Origin of the sequence: Shewanella cyperi (genome assembly GCF_017354985.1) — a bacterium.
In the GTDB taxonomy this organism is placed as follows: domain Bacteria; phylum Pseudomonadota; class Gammaproteobacteria; order Enterobacterales; family Shewanellaceae; genus Shewanella; species Shewanella cyperi.
Genome location: NZ_CP071501.1, coordinates 141,727 through 165,511 on the forward strand (window position 1 = coordinate 141,727; position 23,785 = coordinate 165,511).

At 56.9% G+C, this 23,785-nt stretch carries 16 protein-coding genes, 1 pseudogene and 1 riboswitch; of the genes and pseudogenes, 14 read left to right on the forward strand and 3 right to left on the reverse strand.

What is annotated here, in order from left to right; all coding sequences use genetic code 11:
• Positions 1–76 precede the first annotated feature (76 nt).
• On the forward strand, positions 77–604 hold the full coding sequence (gene ftnA / locus JYB84_RS00615; RefSeq protein WP_207321556.1) for a non-heme ferritin: 528 nt from the start codon (positions 77–79) through the stop codon (positions 602–604).
• Between the two features lie 55 nt (positions 605–659).
• Here ftnA and JYB84_RS00620 read toward each other — a convergent pair whose 3' ends face one another.
• A complete protein-coding gene (locus JYB84_RS00620; protein WP_207321557.1) occupies positions 660–3,812 on the reverse strand; it encodes an EAL domain-containing protein in 3,153 nt (1,050 codons plus the stop codon).
• 238 nt (positions 3,813–4,050) lie between these two features.
• Positions 4,051–4,704 (reverse strand): 3,4-dihydroxy-2-butanone-4-phosphate synthase, encoded by a 654-nt coding sequence (ribB, locus tag JYB84_RS00625; protein ID WP_207321558.1) that lies wholly within the window; start codon positions 4,702–4,704, stop codon positions 4,051–4,053.
• Between the two features lie 110 nt (positions 4,705–4,814).
• Positions 4,815–5,024, reverse strand: a riboswitch (FMN riboswitch).
• 160 nt (positions 5,025–5,184) lie between these two features.
• Here ribB and JYB84_RS00630 point away from each other — a divergent pair.
• The 4 genes from JYB84_RS00630 to JYB84_RS00645 are packed head-to-tail and all read left to right on the forward strand — an operon-like array spanning position 5,185 to position 8,899.
• The gene (locus JYB84_RS00630; RefSeq protein WP_207321559.1) at positions 5,185–7,257 is read left to right on the forward strand and encodes a S9 family peptidase; all 2,073 of its coding nucleotides are present in this window, start codon (positions 5,185–5,187) and stop codon (positions 7,255–7,257) included.
• Position 7,258: 1 nt separating this feature from the next.
• Complete coding sequence (locus JYB84_RS00635) at positions 7,259–7,579, forward strand: GIY-YIG nuclease family protein (RefSeq protein WP_207321560.1); 321 nt, start codon at positions 7,259–7,261, stop codon at positions 7,577–7,579.
• Positions 7,576–8,289, forward strand: a complete 714-nt coding sequence (locus JYB84_RS00640; RefSeq protein WP_207321561.1) for a hypothetical protein — start codon at positions 7,576–7,578, stop codon at positions 8,287–8,289. Before JYB84_RS00635 ends, JYB84_RS00640 begins: the two co-directional genes overlap by 4 nt.
• A 37-nt stretch (positions 8,290–8,326) precedes the next feature.
• On the forward strand, positions 8,327–8,899 hold the full coding sequence (locus JYB84_RS00645; protein WP_207321562.1) for a DUF4937 domain-containing protein: 573 nt from the start codon (positions 8,327–8,329) through the stop codon (positions 8,897–8,899).
• Here the strand turns inward: JYB84_RS00645 and JYB84_RS00650 are convergent.
• A complete protein-coding gene (locus tag JYB84_RS00650) occupies positions 8,891–9,412 on the reverse strand; it encodes a hypothetical protein (RefSeq protein WP_207321563.1) in 522 nt (173 codons plus the stop codon). The genes JYB84_RS00645 and JYB84_RS00650 overlap by 9 nt on opposite strands.
• Positions 9,413–9,730: 318 nt before the next feature.
• Here JYB84_RS00650 and JYB84_RS00655 point away from each other — a divergent pair, with 318 nt between their 5' ends.
• From JYB84_RS00655 to JYB84_RS00690, 9 genes and pseudogenes are all read left to right on the forward strand, one after another.
• Entirely contained in the window at positions 9,731–10,246 is a 516-nt protein-coding gene (locus tag JYB84_RS00655; protein ID WP_207321564.1) for a GNAT family N-acetyltransferase, read from the forward strand.
• 87 nt (positions 10,247–10,333) lie between these two features.
• The gene (locus JYB84_RS00660; protein WP_207321565.1) at positions 10,334–10,633 is read left to right on the forward strand and encodes a DUF6916 family protein; all 300 of its coding nucleotides are present in this window, start codon (positions 10,334–10,336) and stop codon (positions 10,631–10,633) included.
• A gap of 43 nt (positions 10,634–10,676) precedes the next feature.
• Positions 10,677–11,213 carry a phage tail protein gene (locus tag JYB84_RS00665; RefSeq protein ID WP_207321566.1) on the forward strand — a complete coding sequence of 179 codons (537 nt, stop codon included), beginning with the start codon at positions 10,677–10,679 and terminating at the stop codon, positions 11,211–11,213.
• A gap of 9 nt (positions 11,214–11,222) precedes the next feature.
• Positions 11,223–11,750, forward strand: coding sequence for a phage tail protein (locus tag JYB84_RS00670; RefSeq protein WP_207321567.1), 528 nt, complete (start codon positions 11,223–11,225; stop codon positions 11,748–11,750).
• Between the two features lie 11 nt (positions 11,751–11,761).
• Positions 11,762–11,890: pseudogene (locus JYB84_RS18500) on the forward strand (tail fiber protein); the annotation flags it as partial.
• A 132-nt stretch (positions 11,891–12,022) separates the two neighbouring features.
• A complete protein-coding gene (locus JYB84_RS18400) occupies positions 12,023–12,316 on the forward strand; it encodes a phage tail protein (protein ID WP_228290853.1) in 294 nt (97 codons plus the stop codon).
• 203 nt (positions 12,317–12,519) lie between these two features.
• Complete coding sequence (locus tag JYB84_RS00680; protein ID WP_228290854.1) at positions 12,520–13,698, forward strand: TIGR03032 family protein; 1,179 nt, start codon at positions 12,520–12,522, stop codon at positions 13,696–13,698.
• Complete coding sequence (locus JYB84_RS00685; protein ID WP_207321569.1) at positions 13,695–22,832, forward strand: Ig-like domain-containing protein; 9,138 nt, start codon at positions 13,695–13,697, stop codon at positions 22,830–22,832. Before JYB84_RS00680 ends, JYB84_RS00685 begins: the two co-directional genes overlap by 4 nt.
• Positions 22,829–23,422: an outer membrane beta-barrel protein gene (locus JYB84_RS00690; protein WP_207321570.1), complete on the forward strand. Its 594-nt coding sequence runs from the start codon at positions 22,829–22,831 to the stop codon at positions 23,420–23,422. Before JYB84_RS00685 ends, JYB84_RS00690 begins: the two co-directional genes overlap by 4 nt.
• Positions 23,423–23,785 lie beyond the last annotated feature (363 nt).

Below are 23,785 nucleotides of genomic sequence, written 5' to 3' on the forward strand. Positions count from 1 at the left end.
TAGATAAATAAAGTTGCTTTTGATTCGTCCCTTGGGGACAATGGTCGACCATCGAAACAGGCTAAGAGGAAGTGCCATGCTGGCCAGCGCCATGATTGAAAAGCTCAATGAACAGATCAATATGGAGTTCTTCTCCTCCAATCTCTATCTGCAGATGAGCGCCTGGTGTGAGGACAAGGGATTTGAAGGGGCGGCCCATTTTATGCGCCAGCATGCCGATGAAGAGATGGGCCATATGCGCCGTCTGTTCACCTATGTCAGTGAAACCGGTGGCATGCCGCTGCTGGGCGCCATTGCCGCACCGCGCACCGAATTCAGTTCACTGTTGGCCCTGTTTGAGTACACCTATGAGCATGAGCAGCTGATCACCCGCAAGATCAACGAGCTGGCCCACACCGCCTTCAGCACCCAGGACTATTCCACTTTTCATTTCCTGCAATGGTACGTGGCCGAACAGCACGAGGAAGAAAAGCTGTTCAAAAGCATAGTCGACAAGATCCGTCTGGTGGGTGAAGACGGCAAGGCACTGTTCTTTATCGACAAAGATCTGCAACAGCTGGCAAACAGCAGCAGTGACAGCATAATGAAGGCGCCGGCGGCTTAAGGTCGCAGCCCAATAAAAAAACGCGGCCCAAACGCCGCGTTTTTTATTGCCAGTGTTACTGGTTTACGCACTGGCCCGGCAATTGTTGCTGTGGCAGCCAGGCGCTGATTTCTTCAAAGCTGTGTGGCCGTGACAGCAGATAACCCTGACCATAGTCGCAGCCCAGGGAGGCGAGAAATTGCCACTGGGCCTCGGTTTCTATGCCCTCGGCCACCAGTTTCATCCCCAGGGATTGGCCCATGTTGACTATGGCGCGCACCAAACCGGCGTCGGACTCGCCCTGGGGCAAGCGCTCGACAAAGCTGCGATCTATCTTGATCACAGAAATGGGGAATTTCTTCAGGTAACTCAGGGACGAATAGCCGGTGCCAAAGTCGTCCAGATAGATATCACAACCCAAACGGGCAATGCGCCTGAGGTTAACCAGACCGCGGCTGTTATCGTCCATCAGCATGCTTTCGGTGATCTCTATATGAACCTGTGATGCGTCCAGCTGGTGGCGTTCCAGCGCCTTGGCCAGCAGCATATCGAAACCATCCCCCTTGGTATGTTGCAACTGGGCACCTGAGACATTGATGGCCATGGTGAGCGGCCAGCCCCTGGCGTGCCACTTGGCCAGATCGGCCAGCGCTTGCTCCAGCACCCATTGGCCCAAGGTTTCGATCAAACCGGTTTCTTCCGCCACCGGAATAAACCTGTCCGGAGAAATAAAACTGCCATCGGCCTGGGGCCAGCGCAGCAGCGCCTCCACACCTGTCACAGTGCCCTGATGCATATCCACTATGGGCTGGTAATGGAGGCAGAAGGCTTCGGTCTGGACTGCCTGACGCAGTTTTTGTTCCAGTTCCAGCCGCTCGCTCATGGCCCTATGCAACCCGGGAGTGAAATAACGGAAGGTGTTACGGCCATCGTCCTTGGCCTGGTACATGGCGGTTTCGGCATTGCGGCACAGGGTTTCCACATCGGTACCGTCTTCGGGATACAGGCCTATGCCCATGCTGGCACTGATCCCCAGCGATTGGCCGCCGAGTTCGAAGATGCCGTCAAGGCAGGTCGCCAGCCGGGTCGCCACTTGCTCTATGGCAAGATCGTTGGCCAATCGCGGTAGGATAATGACAAACTCATCGCCGCCGATGCGGGCGAGGAAATCCGCTTTGCCCATATGGCTTTGCAGCCTGGCAGCCACCGCCTTGAGCAGTTCATCCCCCAGGCTGTGGCCCTGGGTATCGTTGATGAATTTGAACCTGTCCAGGTCGAGGCTTATCACCGCCAACTTGCGTTCATCGTGACGGGCCAGACTGATTTCGTGTTGCAGGCGCTCGGCAAACAACTTGCGATTGGGCAGCTGGGTCAGGGGATCGAAATGGGCCTGGTACCAGATGTCCTGCTCGTACTGCTTGCGGCGGCTGATGTCCATAAACAGGCCTATGTGTTGCACCACTTCGCCGGCGTCGTTGCGTACCACGGTAATGGCCAGGTATTCGGGATAGATCTGACCGTCCTTGCGCCTGTTCCAGATCTCGCCTTCCCATTTATCCTGGTTGGCCAGTGATTGCCACATGGTTTCATACAGGTGTGGCGGATTGCGGTGGGCGCTGAGCATGGAAGGATTGCGGCCCTTGACCTCCGCCAGGCTGTAGCCTGTGATGCGACTGAAGGCAGGGTTCACCATTTCGATATGGTTATCGGCATCTGTCACCATTATGCCTTCGGCGGAATATTCGAATACTGCGGCCGCGCGGCCAAGATCCTTGCGGAATTTCTGGTACTCACTGAGCATCTTGTTCATGGCAAGCGCCATGTCGGCAATTTCGTCCGAGCCCTTGATGTCTATGCTGATATCCAGATTGGGATTGTCGGCCATGCGGCGCATATCCCGGGCTATGGCCGCTATCTTGTTCATAAAGCTGGCGATAATTTTGCGCCCCAGCCAAATGGAGGCGATTAAAATCAGGTTGGCCATCAGCAGGTAGAAACAGATATAAAACAGGGTCAATTTTTGTTGCTGGTGACTCTGTTTTGCAATTTGAAGGCGTATCTCCTGACCCAGGGCATGCAGCTGCTCCAGGTGCTCCTGGGTCAGGGTGTGCCATTGGTCGAGCAGCATGTTTTGGCTGGGTTGCTGCAGAGCTGACAGGGCTGCCTTCAGGGGTGGCACCAAGGGCGCTGCCGTGGATGACTTGGGCAGCGGCCGCTGATTGCTGAGACGCTTGAGCTCCAGCAGTCCTTGATGCAGCTGGCCCAGGGCCAGTTGTTGATCTTCGCCAAGGAAGGGGGAACCCAGCATGGCATCCAGCAGTTGTCGGGCCGCCTGCCAGTCGAGCTGGAATCGCTGCAGATCCGTATTGTCGCCACCTTGCCAGTAAAGCTGGAAGCTCTGCAGCAGGCCGGAACCGGCCACCAGGTGTTCAAGTTCGTTGACCTGATCCCGCAAACGATATTGGCCCTGTATTTGCCGGCGCAATTGTTCCAGTTTTTGCTGGGTCAGTGAGGCCTGTACCAGACCAAGACCATGCCTGTGTGCCGGTGAAAAGGTCTCCTTGGCTCGCTGAAGTGTGTGTTCCTGGGCCAGAGCCAGGGCGCTGAAGGCGTCGAGGCTGCCCTTGCCGGCCAAAATCAGCGGCACCAGCTCATTTTCCCTGACACTCAGTTCGGCCAGTTGAAACACTTCCGCCAGTTCACCATAGGCCCGGGCCTGTTGCAGATCCTGACTTTGGTACTGTAATTGGCTCAGCAGTAACATAAGCCACTGTTTCAGGGGACCGAAGGGCAGAGGACCGGCCACACCCACAGCATGTTGATTCTGACGCTGCAAAGCCAGTTGATAACCGAGCCGACGGATTTCATCGAGGCAATTGCCAAGGCGCATATCGCCGGGAAGTGGTTGAATTTCCTGTTGTAAATCTTTGACGGCATCGCTTTCCAACAGCTGCTCCAGCAGTTGGTTACTGCGCTCTCCGGAGGCCTGAAGTTCGGCCAGGGAGCTGTTGGGCCAGGTGAGGATCAGTAATTGCTCCCGCTGCAATTGCTCCAGCAGCGTGGCTATGCCTCCGGCGACTATGATGGCTTGATTGTTGTGGTTGTCAGCCTTGGTGGCCTGATGCAGTTCCCAGGCCCGGTTCATTCCCATCAGGGCCAGCAGGACCAGGGGCAGAATGGCAAAGAGGATTAACTTTTGCCTCAGACCGAGGTGATGCAGTGACAGCATGTCGTGGGACTCCCTGTTCCGACAAAGGGGTGAAAAGGGTTTGGGCCGGGCAGTAGTATCACAGGCGCGGCTTATGAGGCGACCCTTATTTAATGGATTTCTAATCCTGCTCACAAAAAGGAAGTTTCAGTGGCGCAGGGGGATGTTGAGGGTTGCGCCAGCGGCGGCGCAGGCTGCTGTCACTGACTTGGGCACATAAAAAAGGCGGCCAAGGCCGCCTTATGCTGCATTAACCGCCTCAGGCAATCTTGCTCTGGGTTTGCAGCCGGTAGGCCACCAGATCTTCGATGCTGAGTACTGGCATGCCGTGGTGATTGGCGAAGCTAACTATTTCCGGCAACTTGGCCATGGTGCCATCGGCGTTGGTGAGTTCGCACAGCACCCCGGCCGGGGCCAGGCCCGCCAATTGCATCAGATCAACAGTGCCTTCGGTATGACCGCGGCGGTTGAGCACACCGCCGGGTTGGGCCCGTAGCGGGTAGACATGGCCGGGTCGTGCCAGATCGTCGGGTTTGGCATCCGCGGCTATGGCGGTCTTGATGGTGGTGACCCTGTCGGCGGCCGACACCCCTGTGGTGACCCCGACCTTGGCCTCAATGCTGACGGTAAAGGCGGTGCCGTACTGGCTGGAGTTGTGCTCCACCATGGGCGGCAAGGCCAGCGACCTGAGTTTGTCATCCGGCAGACACAGGCAAACTATGCCACTGCATTCGCGGATCAGCATGGCCATCTGCGGCACGGTAAGGGACTGGGCGGCAAAAATAAGATCGCCTTCGTTTTCCCTGTCCTCGTCATCGACCAGGAGTACGCCCTGGCCCCGACGCAGGGCGTCCAAGGCGGCTTCCACCCTTTGTTGGGCATTGCCAAAAGCGCTGAGTAAAGACTGATTCATGGTAAAAATCCTTAAATAATTGAGTTTTACTGAATCAGGGCATGGAGAGACGCACCCGCGCCGAAACACGGGTGGCAGCGAGCCGGGCACGGAAATCCGCGCCTGGCTGTGACCATTCTCTTTCATCCGGACTGAGTCAGAAATCACTGACAACACCGTCGGCTCTGGATTAGCTGCTGCGGCAGTTAACAACAATGGTTAACTGCCATGACAGGGACACCAGATCTGCTGACCCCGTGGCAAGCCACGGGCGCTCGCGGGCTTTTCTCTGTTGAGAATTTACCGCCGGTGGGGAATTACACCCCGCCCTGAGAATATGCCGCTGTGTGCGGCGGCCGCTATTGTGCCCGTCTTGGGCTCCCAAGTCCAAATTTTGCCCACAATCAGGGCCGGTCGCTTTTGTACATAGGGTTGAACAGTAGCGGTAGCCGCCCCGCTGGCTTAAGATGGCGGCAAACGCCCGCTTCCAAAGAGAGTTTGATGTCAGCCCTATCGCCAACCTTACCCCCTGCACCCGTGGCCGAGCGCCGTGAGCACCAATGGACCGAACACGGGGTGCTGCGCCCGGACCCTTATGCCTGGCTCAGGGATGACAGCCGGACAGAACCCGCGGTATTGGCGCATTTGGAGGCGGAAAACCGATATGCGGACGCCCACATAGCCGGGTTTGCGCCGCTCAGGGATAAGTTGCTGGCGGAAATGATCGCCAGGTTGGATCCCGATGAATCCAGCGTACCCTATCGCTGGCGCAGCCATTATTACTACCGCCGCTTCGAGGCCGGTCTCGAATATCCGTTGCTGGCGCGCAAGGCCGAATTGGAGGGGCCCGAGCAATTGCTGCTGGATGTCAACCTCCGCGCCGCCCGCAAGGATTACTATGATCTCGGTGGCAGCAGTGTCAGTCCCAACGAGCGCCTGCTCGCCATTGGCGAGGACTGCCTGGGACGGCGCATTTTTCGCATCCAGGTGCTGGACCTGGCCACGGGCGAAACGCTGGCGGACAGTCTGGAGAACACCGAAGGGGATCCCGTCTGGGCCAATGACAATCTGCATTTGTTCTATATCGCCAAGGATCCCGTCACCCTGCTCGGCAACAAGGTGTATCGCCACCGCCTCGGCACGCCCCAGAGCGAAGATGTGCTGGTCTACGAGGAGACGGATGACAGCTTCTTTCTCGGTCTCGACAAGACCCTGGATGACAGCCGTATCCTCTTGTATCAGCAGGCAACCCTGACATCCGAGGTATCTTTGCTCGATGCCGATGCCCCCCTGGGGCAATTCCAGTCTTTTTTACCGCGCCAGGAAGGCCATGAATACAGCGTCGCCAAGCTCGGCGAACATTATTGGGTGCTGAGCAATCATCAGGCGCCCAACTTCCGGGTATTCAAGGTCGCTGCCGCGAGCACAGCAAACATGGATAGTTGGCAGGAGGTTTGGCCCCACGCCAGCGAGGTGCGGGTTGAAGACATACTGCTGCTCAACCATGCCCTGGTACTGCAAACCCGGGAGCGGGGCGCAACCCATATCCATATAGTGCCCCATGACGGCAGTGCACCCTCGCAGTTGAGCTTCGATGAGGCCGCCTATGTAACCGGGCTTGGTACCAACCTGGACCCGGATGCCACCAGCTTGCGGATCTGGTATTCCAGCCTCACCACCCCGGATTCGGTATTCGACTATTGCTTGAAAACCGGCGCGCGCACCCTGCTCAAACAGCTAAAGCTGCCGCCGGAATTTTCACCGGCGCTGTACCACAGCGAGCGCCTGTGGCTTAAGGCGCGGGATGGGGTCGAGATCCCCGTATCCTTGGTATACAGGCGCGGCAAATTCAGGGGCGATGGCAGCAATCCCCTGTACCTCTACGGTTATGGAGCTTACGGCCATGTGGTGGAACCAGATTTTTCCGCCGCCGCCCTGAGTCTGCTGGACCGGGGGCTGGTGTACGCCATAGTCCACGTCCGCGGCGGCGAAATGCTGGGGCGGGCCTGGTACGACGCCGGGCGCCTGTTTAACAAGCTCAACAGCTTCACCGATTTTATCGACGCCACCGAGGGCTTGTTGGCTCTCGGCTATGGCGATCGCTCGAAAGTGGTCGCCAGTGGCGCCAGCGCCGGTGGCCTGTTGATGGGGGCCGTGGCCAATATGGCGCCCGAGCTGTATCTCGCCATGGCCGCCCACGTGCCCTTTGTCGACATAGTCTCCAGCATGCTGGATGAGACCCTGCCCCTGACCACCAACGAATACGATGAGTGGGGCGATCCCAATGACAGGGCATGCTTCGACTATATGTTTAGCTACTCGCCCTATGACAATATCAGCCGCCAGGCCTATCCCCATTTGCTGGTAACCACAGGGCTGCACGACTCCCAGGTGCAATATTTCGAGCCCGCCAAATGGGTCGCCAGGCTCAGGGAAATGAAGACCGACGCCAATTTGCTGCTGTTCAAAACTGACATGGACACGGGCCACGGCGGCAAAAGCGGCCGTTACCGTCAGTACGAAGACACGGCGCTGGAATACGCCTTCTTTCTGCATCTGCTGGGGTTGGACTGAGATGGCCGCAGCAGCCGACTGGCATCTGTATCTGATCCGTTGCGGCGGCGGTGAGCTCTATACCGGCATCACCACGGATGTGGCCCGTCGCTTTGCCGAGCACAGCGGTCCCAAGGGCGCCAAGTACCTGAGGGGCAGGGGGCCGCTGACTTTGGTCTACAGTGAACATGTTGGCGATCGCAGCGCGGCGCTCAAACGGGAACTGGCGGTCAAGCGGTTGTCCAAGTCTGCCAAGGAGGCGCTGGTGGCCGAAGCCTTGGCACAAGCCTCGGCCCAGGCGCCTGATAACAGCGATTTGCAAACGGAAAAGGAAATCCCATGAGAAACCCACGGCGATTGCACGATCACAGGCTTTTGATCGAAAAGCACCAACTCGACACCCAATCACCGGCTGCGGACTCGCTGTTCTGGCGCCTGTGGCAGGACGGCGGCAGCGAGCTGGCACACAAGGCGCTGGCTACCGGGTTTGTGCAGGGGATAAGGACAGGGTCATTGGATCCGCGCAGCTACGGCGCCTTTAGCGTCAGTGATATTTACTACTGCTGTCAGGGCGCCAATGATTTTGGCGATGCGGCCCGGCGCAGCCGGGATCCCGTGCTGCAGGATTTTTTGCTGCATAAGCAGCAAAGCTATGACAAATACTTCCGCGAGGCATGCAACGAATGGCGCCTGGCGGATCCCAAGGCCGTACTGCCGAGCGATACCGCCAAGCGTTATTCCGACTTTGAGCGCCGCTTGGCCACAGGGCAGGCTGAGGCGGGTAAAGCGGCCGATCCCATTTACACCCTGATAGCCATGCTGCCCTGCGAATACCTCTGGGGCTGGCTGGCCCAGCAGCTGTCGCCCGCGTCCGATACCAATCTCTACGGCCCCTGGATCAGCAGCAACGCCTGTGTAGCCGGTGCCTTCGCCATGGGTAACTTTATTGAGGCTTATCTTGGCGAGCATGTTGTGGATGAAGAGTTGGCACGGCACCTTTACCTGACCGCCATGGAACACGAATACCGCAACTTTGAGGGAGCACTGCCATGAGCTGGCGTGAGCTACTCGGGCAGGCGCATAAAAAGTTATGATACTTAAGCTCATCGATTGTACGTCCAAGCCGGGAATGCGGGCCGACTTCAGCAAGGCCCAGATGGCCTGGGCGCCCATAATCCGATGCGATGGTTTCATCGCTCAGTTCGGTGGTTGGGACAGCGCCAACGGTCACGCCATTATCCTTGCCCTGTGGCAAAGCGAGCAGGCAGTCGCGGATTTTATGGCATCGGTTCATGACGGGATTTTTGCAGGCAGCGGCCAAGAGCACACCTACCACCAATGTAAGGTGCAATATTTCACCCTTGAACAGGACCTGGAAGCGTTGCAACCGGCTTGGCTGTCGAATGCCTCCTCGGTGCGCATAGAGCAATACCCATGTCATATGAAGCAAACCGACCCCTTAATTGGCCCGGCACTCTTGGGTGTGGTGTGGGGTCGCTCAAATCAGGAGTCAGGACATCGCCTGCGTTTATCTTTCTGGCATGACGGAGTGCAGTCGAATAAGCAGAGAGGCGAGATGCAGGAATATTCAGCCTTGCCGACCTGTCTGCATCTTCCCCTGTTACCCGAATGGAGGCTATTGAGCCAGATTGAGTCAGGCTGAGTCAGCCAGCTCCGCCAACCGGGATTTACGGTAAGCTTCGTCACGAAACCAGCGCTGCATTTTGGGATAACCGTCAGGGTGCTGCGGGTTTTCACACATAAACCAGCTGTACAGCAGGGGATAACCGAAGCCCCGCTTGTCGGCGAAAGCCTCGATCAGGGTCGCAGAGGCGCCGCGGTAGCCGTCGGGATGAAACAGACATTCAGCCGGCAGGCCGACTTTTTGCAGCGCCGCCCAGGACCAGGCAATGGCCGCCATCTCCTCTCCGCCCTTGTGTCCCGCATGTTTCATATCACCACCAAGCTTGGGCCTGGCACTTTCATCGGTCACTGCAATGTGCCCGGCCTCGTGCAGCAGGTCGCCCGGGTAGCGCAGCCGCGCCAAGTCTATGAGCAGCTCGCCGAGCTCAATTTTGATGCCGGGCAAAAAGGTTTTGTCATCGAGGGAGGTGAGGCGATACCCCAGCCCTATCTCGTCAAAAAAAACCAGAATTTTTTCAGTTTCGCTCAGCATTATCGGCTCCTGCATCAGCGTAAGTCGGCCGGAACCGGGTAGTTGGGATGTTCCACCGGAAAGGTCGCCCAAACTGCTGGAATGGGCGCCTCGCGCCTGGTACAGAGCCTTGCCTCGGCTACATCCACCTTTCCCGCAGGATACACCCCGAACCAATGTGGTGGCACATAGGCCGAATCAGGGCTTTGATTGTCGCAGCAAGAAAAACCAACCAATGTAAAAAATTCCTGCAGTTCTCAAACCCTGTTCTACAGTTAGTAACACCTAAGCAGCAATTGTTTGTTGCTTCAAGAAAATAAATATGCAGCAGGGAAGCACATGCAAAAATTTACCCCCCCGAAAGGTCTCCATATTCGGCCGTCAACTTCATCCGATAAACCCTTCCTGGAAAAACTGCATCGCCTCGTCAGGCAAGACCTGCGGCTTCTCGATGCCGATGAAGACTTTATTGAGTCTGTGGTTGAGATGCAGTTCAGAGCCCAAACCGAGGGCTATGGCGCCCAATTTCCCAATGCCATGTACTTCATCATCGAAAAGCACATGGAAAAAATTGGCCGGGTCTGCGTCGATTTCGGGGTTAACGAACTGCACTTGATTGATATCGCTTTTCTGCCGCAGGCGACCGGCCATGGTTTCGGCCGCGCCATCATACAAAGCTTCCAGTATTGCGCCGCGCAGTCGGGTTTGCCGATGAGTCTGAATGTGGCCCAAGACAATCCCGCAGCCAAACGGCTTTATCTCAATCTGGGTTTCATGGTCGAAGCCATACACCCCCCCTATGAAGAAATGCGCTGGTATCCGCCGGCCATGACCGCATTTGTCGCCGTCAGTTAGCAAGCAGTAACAACACCAATAATCCGGGCTGCGTGGCAGCGTGTGTTTATGCATCCCTCCATGGAACCAAGAGAAGGAGTTTTGTCTATGACTCAATTTGTATTTGATGTGCTGAATGAAATGGTCAATGAACCGATTGGCGTTTTTGAGCCGGGTTCGGATGAAAAGATAGCTGAGCTCAAGATCAAAAAGGTTGAACGCAGCCTGGCCCACGGCAATGAGTTTGATGCCTTTACCGTGGAACTCAGCGGTGATGCCAGGGAGCACTGCCCGCCGGCAACCTATCTGTTCAAGCATCCGAAATTCGGTGAGGAAAGCTTGTATATGTCGCCCTATGCCATTGATCAATATCAAATTTGCATATCGCGGAAAGCGGACAACAGCTGAGCCGATACTTAACTCAGTACAGACTATCAATAAGGAGATATGTATGTCAGATCAATTTATAGGAGAGATCAGGCAGGTCGGCTTCAGTTTTGCCCCGGTAGACTGGTCGATCTGCAATGGTGCGATTTTGGATATAGCTAATAATCAGGCGCTCTTTTCCCTGCTCGGCGCGTATTTCGGTGGTGATGCCCGCACCACGTTTGGTTTGCCCGACTTGAGAGGCCGCGTTCCCACCCATCCCAATATGACCACCTCAGGCACAATCTATCAGCAAGGACAGATGGGCGGCTGGGAGCAGATGATCATGACGATCGCCGATATGCCAGCCCACAATCACGACCTATACGCCAGCACCTCGGAAGCCGATTCCATGTATCCGGTACGTCCTGGTTCCCAGAGCAACCAGTTTGCCGAGTGCGCGACCGGTGAAGTGTTTTATGCACCGGCGGCCAATACACAGGCACTCTCCTCTGACACCATCACCAACACCGGTGGCGGGCAGGGATTCAACATCATTCAGCCAACGATTGCGATGCTGTTTATCATCGCTCTCGAAGGCCTTTACCCATCGCGAAACTAGGAGGCCGCCATGTCAACTCCCTTTATTGGTGAAATCATCATGTTTGCCGGTAACTTTGCGGTGAAGAACTACAGCTTCTGCAATGGAACCCTGCTGAATACTTCAGATAACGCGCCGCTCTTCTCTCTGCTGGGGACCATGTACGGTGGTGATGGCAGAACTACTTTTGGCTTGCCGGATTTCAGAGGTCGGGCTCAGGTGTCTGTGGGTAACAGTCCCGGGACTCAGCATCCCTGGCCTCAGGGTCTGAGGGCTGGTGCCGAAGATGTGACGCTGCTGGAGGCTAACCTGCCGGTTCACAGCCATAACTTTAACGTTGCTCTGGGTAACCCCTCCACGGGAACGGCGGAGGCTGCAATGGTTGCCAAAGGCAACCATTATGTCGCCAGCAATAACCCCAATATTACCGGCAGCGGCTTTATGTACGATAAGTCAGTAGGTAACGCAGGGGCCGATGCGCCACTTCCGATCATGTCACCCTTTATCGTGGTGAATTTTATGATCGCCATGAACGGCATCTACCCGACGCGCGCTTAGGAGCTAATAATATGGCTAACTCATTTACAGCACAGATCAAAATCTTTCCCTATACTTTTGCGCCGAGGAACTGGACCTGGTGTAACGGGCAGCTCCTTGCCATTAACCAGTTCACAGCGTTTTATTCTTTGGTCGGTACCATCTATGGTGGTGACGGAAGAACGTCATTTGGCATTCCCCAATTCCAGGGGCGCACGCCGCTTCATGCAGGTACAGCGCCCGGGTTGACCCCCAGGGTTATCGGGCAATGGGGTGGTTCCGAAAATAGCCAGGTGTCTCCAGCCTATCTGCCAACACACTCACACCAGATTAAGGCAGTGCAGGCCCAGGTAGCCGATACCACGGAAACTGCCACAAACATCAGCTACCTTTCAGCCAGTCGTCCCGGCGGGACCATAGCCAGTAATAAATCCTACTGCAGTACGCCGCCGGGAACCGGGCAAATGCAGATGGCGGAAGCGGCCATAGGCGTGACGGGGGAAGGTGATGGTGTTCCCCTCAGACAGCCCTATACGGCGCTGCATTTCTGCATTTGTCTTGAGGGTATCTATCCGACCCGTAGCTAAAAAATAGCTGCTTTGAACAGCCTCTGGAAACAGGGGCTGTTTAGATTAAGGTAATTAAAGCCAACCGGCATCTAAAGTATCGAAGTTAAATTCGCATTTTTCAGACCCTGACTATAATTACCCGGTAACTATAAAGACGAACACAGCATAAAGGATTCGGTTATAGATTGTTTTAAACATAACCAGCACATATAGGGATAAAAATGTCTGAAGTGAAAGAGATGGAACCTCAGCAGCAAGTCGCGCAAAAATTGTTCGATTTTTCAAGTGAATACTCAAGCAATCTGCCCGGTTTACTCAAGGCCTTGAACATCTCTATTGCGGTAACCAGTTATCAGGCCGACAGGCTCTTTTTTCTTCGCACCGACGGTGTGAAAATCAACACTCATTTCAAGTACTTTCCCCGCCCCATGGGGGTATGTGCCGATGCAGGCCGCCTCACCTTGGGTACCCTGACCCAGGTATTGGATTTTCGCCACAGTGAAGTCGTTCTTAACAATATCAAAAACGGCCAGATGGACAGCGAGGCCAAGCTGTCGAGAAAAATCAAGGAAGACAGGCAGCATATTGGTGAACTGTTCAGAACCAGGAAAGAAAAAGAAATACAAGCTTTTAAGCAGGCCGATGCCCTGTATCTGCCACGGGCGGCACTGAGTACAGGGATGATCAATATCCATGATATCGCCTGGGGCAATGAGGGACTTTGGGTTGTGAATTCAACGTTTTCCTGCCTTTCCACCTTATCACCGGATTACAGCTTTGTTGCCCGCTGGAAACCGCCCTTTATCAGTGAGCTGGTGCCGGAAGATCGCTGCCATCTGAACGGAATGGCGCTGAAAGACGGCTATCCCAAATACGTCACCACCTTTAATCAATGTGACAACCTGGATTCCTGGGTTGATAGGCCGCTGGGTGAAGGCACGCTGATCGACGTCGACACGGATGAGATCCTGCTGAAGGATCTCATCATGCCCCACTCACCCCGTTACTATCGTGAACGGGTATATCTATGTGACTCCGGCACCGGACGGGTGCTTGAGTATGATCCCGCGACAAAAACAACACAGACCTTGATCACCCTGCCCGGATTTCCCCGGGGGATGAACTTTATCGGTAACCTGATGTTTGTTGGTTTGTCCAAGGTGCGTAAGAGCGACATAGGTGCCACGGTACCCATAGCCGAAGCGCTGGAAGAATCACAATGTGGGGTCTGGGTAATAGACCTTGATAGCCAAGGCATTGTCGGAAATATCGTCTTTAGCGGCGATGTCAGTCAAATCTACGATATCGCCGTAGTGCGGGATGCGGTTACACCGGATCTCGCCGCTAATAACATGGTTTCAATTCGTCATTTGTTCGATTACACGGAAGAATTGGCATGAAAAACGATCTGAAAAAAGCCGCCCTCGGCGCCCTTGTTCCCGCCCTGTTTGCCGGTGCAGCCGCCGCCCACAATTCGGCAGCAAGAAGCCGCTTTTCCACCTCTCGTTTCAGCAGCAAGGTCGCCTTTGGCAAAAATGGTGCCGCCGCGCTAAAGGATGAAGCCAAGGGCAAGGATCCCTTCAATGCCTTTGACTTGGCTGCGACCAGAGATTGCGATACCAGCCCGGCAGTAAGGATGCAAAGCCAGTGCGTATCCGATGAAACCCGATTTGCCGTATTACAAGATCCGGCGCTGATAGGCCCGGGTGAGCTGGTAAAAAGTGACATGTCCGGCGATATTCCGGATCAGGCTCAACAGCAGCCAGTCAGCCAAGTAAATAAAACCCCGCCCAGAATGGCAGTAGATGAAATTATCATCGTTGATGCCGGCGTCGAGGATGCCGCCATCCTGCTTAACGGGGTGGACCCCAGGATCATGGTGTTTACCATTGCCGCCGACAGCGACGGGGTGAAGGCGCTGGCGACCATCCTCGGCCATTTTAAAGAGCTTCAAAAGGTGCACCTGATCTCCCACGGCAGCGATGGGGTATTGCAGCTTGGCAATACCCGGTTGACCCGGGAGAAATTTGACGAGTACGCGGGCAGCCTGGCAGAGATTAAACAGGCCTTTGCCGAACACGGCGGCCTGTATCTGTACGGCTGTTCGCTGGCGGCCGACGCCAAAGGAGAGGCCTTTGTCACAGAACTGAAAAACCAGCTGGGAGAGGTGAATATCGCCGCCTCCACTGATTTGACCGGACCGACCCGCCTTGGTGGCGACTGGGAGCTGGAGCTTGTGACCGGTGATATGGATCTGCGCTCCCCCTTTGACCCACTTGCCATGCAGCAGATGGATCATAATCTGGCCACCGTTTGCTATACCTATGCTCACGGAACTTTTGGCACCAAGTACATTTATCACCCTGACTTTGGTGCAGCCAGCTCAAGAAAGCGGGTTGGGCTAGTCTCTTCCGGTGGCAGCGCAGCCTTATATATCAATCATATCCCTAGCGACCATCTTGTATCCCGTAATAATGCGTCAAATGGTGGCACTCTCTTCGCAAGTAAAGCTGCTGCGTTGGCTAGCCCCTATTGCCAATCCGCCGTCAACAATGCCCCAACTGTATCTGGCGCCCCGGCGAGTGTGACTGTGCTGGAAGACACGGCAAGCAACGTTGATTTGTCCGCCGTCATCTTTGCGGATGCGGATGGCGACAGCCTGACTGTCACACTTTCCTTGAACACAGGCACCTTGACCGCTACAAGCGGCGGCGGAGTGACCATAGGCGGCTCAGGAACTGCCGCCTTAACCCTTGCAGGCACTCCTGCCAATATCAACACCTACCTGGATACAGCATCGAACATCAAGTACACCGGGGCCGCCAATGCTGCAGGTAACGGCGCTGCAACCCTGACCATCAGTGCAACCGACGGTAACGGCGGCAACTTGGCGTCAAACCCGTCGATCAGTATCAACATCACTTCGGTCAACGATGCGCCGTCGCTGTCAATTGGTTCAAACCAGAGCGCAGGCAGCGGCACCGGCGGCCTACAGCAGTCGGTGAACAGCTTCGCGTCCATGTCCAATGACGGTGACGTCGAAGCGGTGCAAGGGATTGCCGATTTTATTGTGTCTGAAGCGAGCGACACCAATAACGTGGTATCCGGCGTGGACATCAGCAATGCCGGCACCCTGACCTATACACCTGCGAGCGGAGTTGAAGGTACAGCCACCATTAACGTGCAGGTGCAGGACGATGGTGGCACGGCGAACAGCGGCGTGGATACTTCTTCTACCTCTCAATTCACTATCACAGTCGATACTCTGGCACCTACTGTGACGTCGGTCAGCGTGCCGGCCAGCGCCACTTACATCGTCGGACAGAATTTGAACTTCATCGTGAATACCAGCGAGGCTGTGACCGTTAACACCAGTGGTGGCACACCACAACTGGGCATCACCGTTGGTGCCACCTTGCGTCAGGCAACTTATCAGTCAGGAAGTGGCACCAGTGCCTTGCTATTCAGATACACGGTGCAATCGGGCGATTTGGACAGCGATGGCATTGCCATTGGCACCTTATCAGCCAACGGTGGCACCCTGCGTGATGCCGCCCTCAACGATATGAATGTCACCCTAAACTCGGTAGGCTCAACGTCCAGTGTTCTGGTGGATGCGATAGTGCCTACAGTTTCTTCGGTGACTGTTCCGGCCAACGGCACCTATATCGCCGGGCAGAGCCTGGATTTCACCGTCAATACCAGTGAAAACGTCACGGTCAACACAAGCGGTGGCACACCACAAATGGCCATCACCATAGGTGCAACCACCCGGCAGGCAGTTTACCAGTCGGGCAGCGGTACCAGTGCTCTGGTGTTCCGTTACACAGTACAGTCAGGCGACGCCGACAGCGACGGTATTGCGGTAGGCACTCTTGCAGCCAACGGTGGCACCTTGAAAGACTCCGTTGGCAACGATATGAACCTGACGCTGAATTCCGTGGGTTCAACCACCAGTGTGCTGGTGGATGCGTTAGCACCGACAGTGTCCTCGGTCAGTGTGCCGGCCAACGGCACCTATGTTGCCGGGCAGAACCTGGATTTCACTCTGAATACCAGCGAGGCTGTCACTGTGAACACCGGCGGTGGTACGCCACAAATTGCCATCACCATAGGCGCAACCACCCGCCAGGCTGTGTATGTTTCGGGCAGCGGCACCAGTGCGCTGCTATTCAGATATACAGTGCAATCGGGCGAACTGGATACCGACGGCATAGCTGTCGGGGCGCTTTCCGCCAATGGCGGTACCCTGCGGGATGCCGCAGCCAATGATCTTAACACCACCCTCAATTCGGTGGGGGCAACCACCAGTGTGCTGGTGGATGCGGTTGCACCGACAGTGTCCTCGGTCAGCGTGCCGGCCAACGCCACCTATATCGCCGGACAGAATTTGGATTTCACCATCAACCTGGATGATAACGTAACGGTGAATACCGGCGGTGGCACGCCGCAAATAGCCATCACCATAGGCGCAACAACACGGCAAGCCACCTACCTGGCGGGCAGTGGCTCCAGTGCGCTGGTTTTCAGATACACAGTACAATCGGGCGATCTGGATACCGATGGCATTGTCGTAGGTTCACTCTCAGCCAACGGCGGCACCCTGCGTGATACCGCAACCAACGATCTCAACACTACTCTTAATTCGGTGGGTTCAACAACCAGTGTGCTGGTGGATGCTGTGGCACCTACAGTGTCCTCGGTCAGTGTGCCTGCCAATGGCACCTATATCGCCGGACAGAACCTGGATTTCACTGTCAATACCAGTGAAAACGTCACGGTCAACACAGGCGGCGGCACGCCACAAATGGCCATCACCATAGGTGCAACCACCCGCCAGGCCGTCTATGTCTCGGGCAGCGGCACCAGTGCCCTGTTGTTCAGATACACGGTGCAATCCGGTGATGAAGATATCAATGGTATTGCGGTAGGCACTCTTGCAGCCAACGGTGGCACCTTGAAAGACTCCGTTGGCAACGATATGAACCTGACGCTGAATTCTGTGGGTTCAACCACCAGTGTGCTGGTGGATGCGGTTGTCCCGACCGTTGCCATCAGCTCCACGTCCTCGGGAACCGTCAACGGTCAGTTTGATGTGACCTTTACCCTGAGCGAGAGCAGCACTGATTTCGATGTGTCCGACGTCACGGTCGGCAACGGCACCAAGGGCGCATTGAGTGGCAGTGGCACCAGTTACACCCTGCCTTTGACGCCTTCTGCTGATGGAACTGTAACGGTTGATGTGGCGGGCGGTGTGTTTACCGATGCCGCCGGTAACAACAACACGGCCGCGACCCAGTTCAGCATCAATGCCGATGTCACCCCACCCGGTGTAACCATTTCCAGCAGTGCTTCGGGTACGGTCAATGGTCAGTTTGACGTGACCTTTACCTTAAGCGAGAGTAGCACTGACTTCGAAGCGTTCGACATCACTGTCAGCAACGGCGCCAAGGGCACCTTGAGTGGCAGCGGTACCAGTTACACCTTGCCCGTGACGCCCTCTGCCGATGGCACGGTCACCGTCGACGTGGCGGGGGGCGTGTTTACCGATGCTGCCGGCAACAACAACACGGCAGCGACCCAGTTCAGCATCGCCGCAGATGTCACTGGCCCCAGTGTGGTTATTGGCTCCAGTGCCTCTGGTACGGTCAACGGCCCGTTTGACGTGACCTTTACCTTAAGTGAGAGCAGCAGCGACTTTACCGCGGCCGACATCACGGTTGGCAACGGCAGCAAAGGTGCTTTGAGTGGCAGTGGCAGCAGTTATACTTTGACGGTAACGCCAAGCGCCGATGGTACAGTCACGGTTGATGTGGCGGGAGGCGTCTTTACCGATGCAGTCGGCAACGGTAACAATGCTGCGACGCAGTTCAGCATTGCGGCCGATGTGACTTCCCCCAGTATCAACATCAGCTCCACTTCCTCGGGAACCGTCAACGGTCAGTTTGATGTGACCTTTACCCTGAGCGAAAGCAGCAGCGACTTCACTGCGGCCGACGTCACGGTCGGCAACGGCAGTAAGGGCAGCTTCAGTGGCAGTGGCACCAGCTACACCCTGGCTGTGACCCCTTCAGGCGATGGCGCGGTGACGGTTGATGTGGCTGGAGGCGTGTTTACCGATGCGGCCGGCAACGGCAACATGGCCGCGACCCAGTTCAGCATCAACGCCGATGTGTCGGCACCGACCTTAAGTAGTTCATCGCCCTTCGATGACGAGGTCAATGTGGCCACCACGGTCACGCCGGTACTGACCTTCAATGAGACGGTACAACTTGGCAACGGCAGTATCAGCCTGCAGGAAGTGGGAGGCAGCAGCTTCGAGAGCTTCGATGCCGGCACAGGTATGGGCGATAACGGCGGCTCGGTGGCGGTGCTGGGCAGTGCCCTGACCATCACCCCCGGCGCTGCGCTGCGCACCGGCAAGCAATACGCCATACACATTGACAACGGCGCCATCACCGACAGCAACGGCAATGCCTATGCGGGTATCAGTGATGACACCACACTCAACTTCCTGGTACGGCCCAAGCTGGTGCTCAGTGTCGACAAGACAGAGGTCAGTGAACCCCACAGCGAAACCGCAACAGTGACCCTGTCACTGCAGGACGACGGTGGCAATGCCTTTGTTGCCCTGTCGGATGTGGACGTGGTGTTGGCCCTGAGTGGCACTGCGACATTGAACAGCGATTACGGTCTGCTCGGCAGCAACTTTACTGAGGGGACTCTGACCCTGACCGTGCCCGCGGGTTCGGACAGCAGCACCCTGAGTGTCACCGCCATTGATGACGTGGTGAGCGATGATGGCGAAACCATTGCGGTCGACATCGACTCTGTCTCCAGTGGCAATGCCACCGAGGTGACTGCCCAGTCGGTGAGCATCACTGTGAATGAAAACCGGACGCCAACCCTGACGGGCCTGCCTGCCAGTTTCACCATAGTGGAAGATGAGGTCAGCAATATCGACCTGTCGGCTGTGGTACTGGCCGATGCCGACAATGACCTGCTGAACCTGGTGTTGTCGGTGGACAGCGGTACCCTGACATCGCCCCTGGGCAACAGCGGTAATGTCACAGTAGTGGGCTCGGGCACAGATGCCATGGTGCTGACAGGGCTGGCGGCAGATCTGAATACCTTCCTCGACAACGCCAACGCGGTGGCCATTACCACAGCGCAGGATCAAACCGTGGACATCGTCCTCAGCGCCGCACCGAGCGATGGCCTGGCAAACGGCAGCATGAGTCAGGCCACGGTCAGCGTGACCCCGGTCAATGATGCGCCGACCGGCAGTGTGACCATCTCAGGTATGGCCGTTGAGGATGCCATGCTCACCGCCAGCAACACGCTCGCGGACGTGGAGGGTCTGGGCACCATCAGCTACCAGTGGAACCGCAACAGTGTGCCGGTCCTTGGCGCCACTGCCGCCAGCTATGTGCTGGGTGATGTGGACGTGGGTGGCCTGATGACTGTGACCGCCAGCTACACAGATGGTCAGGGCACGGCGGAAAGCGTGACCTCGGCCGCGACGGCGGCGGTGGCCAACGTCAACGATGCGCCCACCGGGACTGTGTCCATCAGCGGGGTGGCGCTGGAAGGGGAAACCCTGACCGCCAGCCACAACCTGGCCGACGATGACGGTCTGGGAGCCGTAAGCTTCCAGTGGTTGCGGGAGAACGCCGTGATTGCCAACGCCAGTGGCAGCAGCTATCTGCTGGTTGCTGCCGATATCGGCAGCCGCATCAGCGTTCGCGCCGGCTATACCGACGGTCATGGCACCGCCGAAGCCGTCGACTCGGCCCAGACCGAAGCTGTGGTGGCGGCCAACAAGGCGCCGGTGGCCAATAACAGCCAGGTCAGTGTCGATGAAGACAGCAGCATAGCGATAGAGCTGGATGCGACCGACCCGGACCAGGACACCCTGGCAGTGACCATAGAGACACAACCCACCAACGGTGAGTTGGTGCAGCAAGGGGCGCTGTGGCTGTACACCCCCAATGCCGACTTCAACGGCGATGACAGCTTCAGCTACAGCGTATCCGATGGTTCGCTGAGCTCAGGCACGGCCACGGTCAGCATCACCGTGACTCCGGTCAATGACGCGCCGGTGGCGGTGGCGGATGCCTTTGAGCTCAGCAGTGATTCGGGGCAGTTCAGCGCCTTCAATGTGCTGGCCAACGACACCGACATCGATGGCGATGCCCTGACCCTGTATCAGGTCAGCACCAACCTGGGTGAAGCCAAAGTGGTGGACAACCAGCTGAGCTACCGTGCGCCCCTGGGTTACCAGGGCACTGTGGTGGTCAACTACAAGGTGCGGGATGCGGCCAAGGCCGAAAGCAGTGCCGTGGCGACGTTGACCGTCAGCTCCACGGCGGCGGGGATAGTGCTGACGCCACCGGCGGATGTGACCGTCAATGCCACCGGCTTGTTTACCAAGGTCGAGATGGGCACGGCGGTGGCCACGGCCGGCGGTGAGAGTCTGCCGGTGACGGTGGACAGCAACGGCTTCTTCAGTCCCGGCGCCCACAAGGTGACTTGGTCTGCGGCCGACGGTGACACAACTGTGTCCATGACCCAGGCGGTGAATGTCATTCCCCTGGTGGGTCTGAGCAAAGACCAGACGGCGAGCGAAGGCAGTGATGTGAGCTTCCGGGTGCTGCTCAACGGTGATGCGGTGAGCTATCCGGTGGAAGTGCCCTACAGCGTAGGCGGCACAGCCGCGACCGATGGCTCAGACCACGATTTGGTGGATGGCAGCGTGATGTTCAACCAGGGCGAGCTGGAGAAAACCGTGTCGCTGCACCTAGTGGACGATGGCACCCCCGAAGGCAATGAAACTGTAGTGGTCACCCTGGGCACCCCGACCCATGCGGTGCTGGGACCCAAGGCCAGCCATACCCTGACGATAGTGGAAAGCAACGTGGCGCCCAGTGTGGTACTTGGTGCCACCCAGGGTGACGGCCAGACCCGTATTGTCAGTCAGGATGGCGGCCTGGTGACGGTGACAGCCACTGTGACCGACCCCAACACGGGTGACAGCCACAGCTTTGACTGGTCGCAGAGTGATAACGCGTTGGTCGACAGCGACGGTGACGATAGCACCTTCACCTTTGACCCATCGACGCTGTCACCGGGCTTCTACAAGCTGCGGGTGGCGGTGAGTGACGGCGACAAGACAGGTATGGACCGTCTGAAACTGCGGGTCGAGGCGGCGCTGCCGACACTGGACACCACAGACAGCGACGGTGACGGCATCAACGATAACGATGAAGGCGCGGGTGACAAGGATGGTGACGGTATCCCGGATTACCTGGATGCGGTCAACCTGGCCCGCAACGTGGTCCAGGAAACCCCAGCCAGCAGCAACAGCTTCCTGATGGAAACTGAACCCGGTCTGGCATTGAGTTTGGGTGATGTGGCGTTCCGCGCCAACGGAAGTGACACAGGTGTCAGCAACGGCGATGTGGTGACCCATGGTAATGAGGGCGCGGGGGCGACGGACGACATCGACTATCGCTATGGCAACGGTATGTTCGACTTCAACGTGGAAGAACTGCCGCTGTCGGGGCAGTCGGTCAACATAGTGGTGGCCCAGTTCCAGCCGGTACCGGCCAATGCTGTGTACCGCAAGCTGATGCCGGGTGGTTGGCAGGACTTTGTGATTGATGCCAATAACGCCGTGGCCTCGGCATCCGGTGCCGAGGGTTACTGCCCACCGCCGGGTGATGCGGCCTACAGCACAGGTCTGACCGAAGGTCACTGGTGTGTGCAGTTGACCATAGAGGACGGCGGTCCGAACGATGCCGACGGTGAGGTCAACAGTGCCATCGACGACCCGGGTGGTCTGGCGGTGCCGGCCGGCAGCAACAATGCGCCCATGACGACCGCCGATGTGGTGACCATGAAGCGCAACGCCAGTATCGACATTGACGTGCTGGCCAATGACACCGACGTTGACGGCGACAGCCTGATGTTGACCAGCGTGAATGCCGACCTGGGTCAGGTGAGCATAGTGGACAACCAGCTGCACTATGTGGCCGAAGCCGGGCACCTGGGTGAGGCGCACCTGAGCTACGGTGTCAGTGACGGTAAGGGCGGCTCGGCCAGTGGCAAGGTGACAGTGTCTGTGTTGCCGAACAAGGCGCCGGTGGCGGCGCCTGATATGGCCTCGGTGCACAGTGGCAACAGCGTGGTGATAGACGTGCTGGCCAACGACAGCGACCCGGATGCGGATGCGCTGACCGTGACCGCGGCCAGTGCTATGCACGGCATCGTGGTTATCAACGCCGACAACAGCCTGACTTATACGCCGACAGTGGGCTATGACGGCACGGATACGGTGAGCTACAGCATCAGCGACGGTGACGGCGGTGAAGCGCAAGGCACTGTGACCATAGCGGTATCGGCGATGGAGACTGTGACCATCACCAACCGCTCGTCCGGCGGTGCGCTGAACTTCTGGGCCTTGGGTGTGCTGCTGGCGGGCCTGTGGCGCCGTCAGTCGAAAAACAATAAACAGGGAGTCAAAACCAAATGAGAGCAGGCATAGGGTTAATGGTAGTGGCGCTGTGGAGCGCGGCGGTGACGGCCGAACCCTTCGAGCTGGGCCTGTGGCTGGGCCAGGCTTCGACGGATGTGCGCGGAAACAGTGCTGACATAATGAGTGCCGACATAGTGGGTGTCGATGACAATGACACCAGTTGGGGAGTGGAGCTGGGTTACGCCCTGACGGACGACTTCGGCCTGACCCTGGGGTATGTGGACCAGGGCGAGGGTACCCTGGTGCTGCAGGCCGACACCATCACGCCCGCGGCCTATCACCAGCAGGTGCGCGAAGTAGCGCCGCTGCTGGCCGAAGGGGTGACGCTCGGCGGCGCCCTGCGCTTCCCGGTGGCGGAGCAGTTCTCGTTGTTTGCCGAAGCGGGCGCCTTCTTCTGGGAGTCGAAGGTGAAGAGCAGTAACGGCACTGAGACGCTGAAAACCAACTTCGACGGCACCGACATGTACGTGGGCACCGGGGCGAGTTACCACTGGTCACCCCAGTGGTCGGCGTCGGTACGCTATCGGTACTACCACCTGGATGAAACCGTGAACGACTGGTCGGTTGGACTCAGCTACCGCTTCTGAAGCCGTTAATACTTAATCAAAACGGGCGCTTAGTGCGCCTGTTTTATTTGTCCGGGTAAATGATAAGCGGCAAGTCAGATCTCTGCTTCAGGTACAAATTTGAGATTTGATTGTTAATTGTCCATGTCGGCTACTGAAATAGCTATCTTTTTGATGATGACGTGAGCGGTTGATTGTATTGCGATTCTATAGTTTTTTTAAGTTTCTCGCGTCGGCTTTTAAGTTTTCTATTGTTAACAACTGATAAATGATCCCAGTGGACTAGGTTCTGCTTTTTCTGTGGTAGCTCCGTCTCGGCACAGCTGCAAAAAATTGATCGAAATTGCACCATAACGAGCTAGCATACTGTAAATCCTTATCTAT